The sequence below is a fragment of the Caballeronia sp. LZ003 genome (assembly GCF_031451465.1).
Taxonomy (GTDB): domain Bacteria; phylum Pseudomonadota; class Gammaproteobacteria; order Burkholderiales; family Burkholderiaceae; genus Caballeronia.
In genome coordinates, this window is sequence record NZ_JARUXJ010000271.1 from 1 (window position 1) to 4,724 (window position 4,724).

3 protein-coding genes and 1 pseudogene are annotated in these 4,724 nt (G+C 60.8%); 3 read left to right on the top strand and 1 reads right to left on the bottom strand.

The annotated features are described in order from the left end of the window. Positions 1–905 precede the first annotated feature (905 nt). From QCE79_RS38780 to QCE79_RS38790, 3 genes are all read left to right on the top strand, one after another. On the top strand, positions 906–2,885 hold the full coding sequence (locus tag QCE79_RS38780) for a site-specific integrase (protein ID WP_309854381.1): 1,980 nt from the start codon (positions 906–908) through the stop codon (positions 2,883–2,885). Positions 2,886–3,084: 199 nt separating this feature from the next. Beyond that, the gene (locus QCE79_RS38785; protein ID WP_309854383.1) at positions 3,085–3,381 is read left to right on the top strand and encodes a hypothetical protein; all 297 of its coding nucleotides are present in this window, start codon (positions 3,085–3,087) and stop codon (positions 3,379–3,381) included. A 116-nt stretch (positions 3,382–3,497) separates the two neighbouring features. After that, positions 3,498–3,692: a CsbD family protein gene (locus QCE79_RS38790; RefSeq protein ID WP_309854385.1), complete on the top strand. Its 195-nt coding sequence runs from the start codon at positions 3,498–3,500 to the stop codon at positions 3,690–3,692. 132 nt (positions 3,693–3,824) lie between these two features. Here QCE79_RS38790 and QCE79_RS38795 read toward each other — a convergent pair. Beyond that, positions 3,825–4,355: pseudogene (locus QCE79_RS38795) on the bottom strand (DNA ligase); the annotation flags it as partial. Positions 4,356–4,724 lie beyond the last annotated feature (369 nt).

Genomic DNA, 4,724 nt, shown 5'->3' on the forward strand with positions numbered 1-4,724 from the left:
ACGTGCGCGGCACCGTCACGGCGTGCGCAGCGGGGAAAGCGTCTTTCAGCTGAAAAGAGGAGGTGCCCGCGACAGCGGCAGGGAATGAGGCGAACGGCGCAACGGCGTGCGCGCAGGAGCTGGACTCCAAGATCGCGCGACACGTGTCAGGCCGAAAAGCACAACGGCAAGTGCAACTCCCACGCACGCCAGAACAAGCGCGGCACTGAATGGGCAAATCCCATCGTCTGCCGCCATTGCGTCGTGCAAGTGAGAGTCCGACATGCCAGACATCTCCGGGACGTTGTCCATCGTGCCCATCATCTGACCCATGTCCATTTCGGGCGATGTTTCGGGCATCGCCGCGGTTGGGCTGGCGTGATGCGTGAACATTGGACCGTGCCCCGAACACATCACAAGCGTGAGATCGCCGGTAGCCACCGATATGGGGTCGAGCATAATCCCGCCCGGCAGGAGCGCGCGCACGAACACGAGGGCGAGCGCAGCCAGCAGGCGTAGCCGGCTTATCGCGCTGCCCCGAAACAACAAGCGCCGAAAGGGATACATAGCGCGCATTCTACCTTTCGTTGTGGAAAAGCATGCAATCACGGACCCAGCGAAGGCTGCGGACATGCCCATAGTTCGACTAGATGAGCAGTAGCACGTTGCATTGAAGAGTTCGACGTTCTGCTTCATATACTGGACTGCTAATTATCATTAGCAGTGAAGGTTTTAATGGGTAAAATGGGGGTAACCCCATTTACGCCTCGCCAAACGCCCATTGGCACAGGGCGGAGGCGGCTTTTTGGACCAATCAGAGGGCTGGGACGTTACTGCCAAGTGGAAAGTTGGACGGCGGGGGAAGTTGAGCGGCGACGCTCTATGGATGAGGTGAGCACCTGCGGGAGCACGCGCGCGACAAATCGATGGCCAATCAACCCCAACAATTGACGCTGCCCACGCCGCGCACCTACACCCGCACCGATTTCACGGCGCTGCGCGCGTTCGTGCAGCGCGTGCCCGCGGCTACCATCGCGCGGCTGTACTACGACGTCGAACGCTCACCCCATGCGGCGAGCGCTGAGACCACCGAGCGCTATCTGCGTCAAATGCGTGATGACCTGGTGAGTCTGGCGCTCAAACACGGCTCATCGGTGCTCGCCGATCACCTCAAAGCCTCGATCAAACAACACGGCAGCGCGCGGCTTACGGCCATGACGCTGCGCATGGTCGAGCAGGCGTCGACCCTGGCGGCGGCCACGCCGACGCTGGCTCACCCGGTCGAGCTGTGGTTCCGGCCGCTGATCGCGCGACGGCTGATCGGCGAGGGAATCACCACGCTGGGCGCCCTGATCGAGTATTGCAACGCGCGCGGCGGCAGCTGGTGGCGATCCGTGCCGCGCATCGGACCCTTGCGCGCGGCAACGCTGGTGGCATGGCTGCGTCGGCATGAGCGAAGCCTCGGCGCACGCGTCGCCGACGACGTCGATGCGAGGCCACTCGATGTCACCTTTCGCGCAGCGGGCGAGCCGCTCGCCATCGTGGTGGGCGGCGATCCGGCCGTGCCCCGTCTGGCGCCCTTCGAGCAGCTCGCCGTGCCGGCCGAGTTATCGGGCGGCCACGCACTGCATCGAGGCATCAACCGCGCGAGCAGCTTCGCTTTCATCCGCGCCGAGCACGACCTGGCCGCCGTGCACGCCTACCTGCACCGGTATCGCGATCGGCCGGTGACCTTGCGCGCCTATACGCGTGAGCTCGAGCGGCTCATTTTGTGGAGCGTGGTGGTTCGACAAAAGCCGCTGTCCTCACTGCTCGTCGAAGACTGCGAGGCTTATAAGGATTTTTTAAAGGCGCCGATCGCCACCTTTACCGGACCGAAGCGTCCGCGAACGAGCGGCCGTTGGCGGCCCTTTGCGCCCGAGGGGCTGTCTGAAGACAGCCAAGCGTATGCGGTGCGCGTGATTCGTGCGGCGTTCGCCTGGCTCGTTGAGGTGCGCTATCTCGCCGGCAATCCGTGGAGCGCCGTGCATGAACCGGCGACCGTGGTCCGCGAGTCCGCCGTTCAGGTTCACCGCGCGTTACCGGCCGATCTCTGGACGCGCGTACGACGGCTGCTCGATGAACGTTGCACGGCTCCGATTCTGCCGTCACCAACGGAGCCGGGGGAGGCACGGGCGCATTTGAGCAAGCAGGCGCGGGCGCGTGTGGAGCAAGAAGCGGCGCCTCAGTGGCGTGCGGCGCAGGCGGCCATTCTCTTGATGGGCGACTCGGGACTGCGTCGCGTGGAAGCGGCTCAGGCCCGGCGGGAAGATCTGCGGCCTTCTGACGTCAGAAGCGAAGTGTCGACGTCCGCGCGACAACAATCGGGCGAGGCGTCTGGCGCGCGTGCGCGAACCGTCTGGACCCTGACGATCGTCGGAAAACGGCGCAAGCAACGCACCGTGCCGGTGAGTAGCGCCACGCTTGATGCGCTGCGCGCGCATTGGGCTGACCGCGATCGTAATTTTGATAGTCAGGCCCACGGGCCGCTGATTGCGCCACTTTGGATTCCCGAAACTAACACTGCTCAGAATCGGCATGCCACTGACGACGACGTGGCCTACACGCCGGACGCCCTCGGGAGGCTTGTACGCATGGCCGTCCGACGACTGGTGGTTGAGCTGCGTGCGGATCCTGCGTCGCTGAGCGAGATGAGCACCGAGGACTTGGTGCAACTGGTCAACACATCGGCGCATGCGTTTCGCCATACATTCGGTACACGCGCCGTCGCGCGAGATATGCCGACGGACGTTGTTCAGTCGATCCTTGGGCATGCGTCACTCCAGACCACGTCCATCTACGTCAAAGCAGAGAAGCGGCGCATGGTTGAGGCGGCGGCACGGTACTACGCGGATGACGACGCCTAGCCTTTAAAAGCGCCGGGCCGGTGCTTGCACACTGGGCTTGATGCAGGGAAAAGCCGAAAAGCGGCAGACTTGGGGAGCACCCGGGGTCGCAGGTAGTTACTCAGATGTGAGGCCTCGCGTTATAAGAAATTCCGCGTATTCAAGTCCGATGTTATTCGAAGCGAGGCACAAAGCACTGTGCTCGCCTGGCAATCGACCGATGCTCGCGAAATCCGATCTGTTTAATAACTTTCACATGCAATATACCTACGAGACCCTTTGCGAGCGGACATGGGTGGCGGTAAATCGCTACATTGGTGAAGCAAACAATCTGACGAAATACCCGAACGTTGCTCGTGAGCAACTGGGTGCCGCCCGCGGCATAGTCATAGGTTTCTTCGCGCTCACGTTCGACGCACCGACCAGCCGGGCCGACCAAGCGGACATGCTTGACCACATTGCGCGTGCCCAAAATCAATTGCGAGAGCAGTTCCGCGAACGAACGCCGCGGATTTAACCAGTAGATATGAGGGGTAGCAAGATAAGCCAGCTCTTGATTGCGTCGAAAACGAGGAGGCACTCCCTTTGCGTGGACTAGATGCCCGCATGGTGCAGGCGACAAGGAGCGTGACCATGAACGAAGACCAGGTAAAAGGCGTGGGGGAGAAGGTCAAAGGCAAGATTAACGAGGGCGTCGGGAAGATGACGGATGATCCTGCGCAGGAAGCGAAGGGCGACGCACAACAAGCAGCAGGTGATGTTCGCAAAGACGCGGGTGAGGCCAAGGTAGATCTGAGGGACGCCGACGACGACGCGCAAAAGCCCTAATTGCCTATGTTTCTCGGGCGAACGAACGCCCGCGGTTAGTTCCGTGGGCGTTTTCTATGGCAACGATCGTCGATGGAAACGCGCGGGCAACGCTCCGCTAGCTTCGTTCTCAATTTCTGCGGATGCCGGTCGTCAATTTATTGGCGCCGTCGCACGGCCGTAGTTCGGATTTTTGACCTTGAGCCAGTCACGGGTGTAGCCGGCCGAATACGGCGCTTTGAGCCGTTTCGCCATAACCCCTTCGAGGTTGAATCGCGCTGCGCGCTCGAATGCCAGCTCGCCTTGCTCCTCGATGCCATCAACGTACACGATGACCATCGTGTCTGCAAAGCTCTCGCGCAGCATCGCTTTTCTATCAAAAAGCCGCATGCGTCGCATGTCGTGGTGGCCCCAAGCGAGCATGTCGAAAACGTAGATCCGGGCCGGATCCTCCGTAGCGGCCGCATGTAGGCTCATTGGATGGCGGCTTCGCGTCCGCCGTTGAAGGCGTTCTAAGGAGGTGCGACCGGTGCCGTCATCGACGGTCAGCTCCGCGTCCCAAGAGAAGCTACCAGGAATATCCTTAACCGCGGCAACGACTTCGGGGAAATGTTCGTTAAGGGACTTACCATTGCGCGAGATCAAATCAACTGAGCTGCCTACCTTCCGCACCAGCGCCCGATAGCCGTCGTATTTCTATGTGCACCTTCTGCACTGTTGCCATTCAAGCCGCCTCATCTGTTGCCGATACACATATTCTGCACCTCCCAAGCGTTGCACTTGATGATAGTACACACAGAGGCGTTACCCGACTTCGTCATCGTAGACCCCGAGCGTATGTTTCCCCGCTTCTGGGCGACAGCCTGGTCACTGACCATTCAGGGCCATGCCCTCGCCAAAAACACTCGCAAGATCAAGCTTCGACACATTGACGCCTTTTACTCGTTCTGTGACTGCGGATTTCGGCGATGGTGATCAGCCGTTTCGGTGAACGTGATCAGTCTGGAAGGTGGTGTTGCGCGGTCAATGGATTATAGCGACAGTGATCACGAT

Coding starts and splice junctions, on each gene's coding strand:
- QCE79_RS38785 (WP_309854383.1), top strand. CDS start 3,085: ATGCTCGCGAAATCCGATCTGTTTAATAACTTTCACATGCAATATACC.
- QCE79_RS38780 (WP_309854381.1), top strand. CDS start 906: ATGGCCAATCAACCCCAACAATTGACGCTGCCCACGCCGCGCACCTAC.
- QCE79_RS38790 (WP_309854385.1), top strand. CDS start 3,498: ATGAACGAAGACCAGGTAAAAGGCGTGGGGGAGAAGGTCAAAGGCAAG.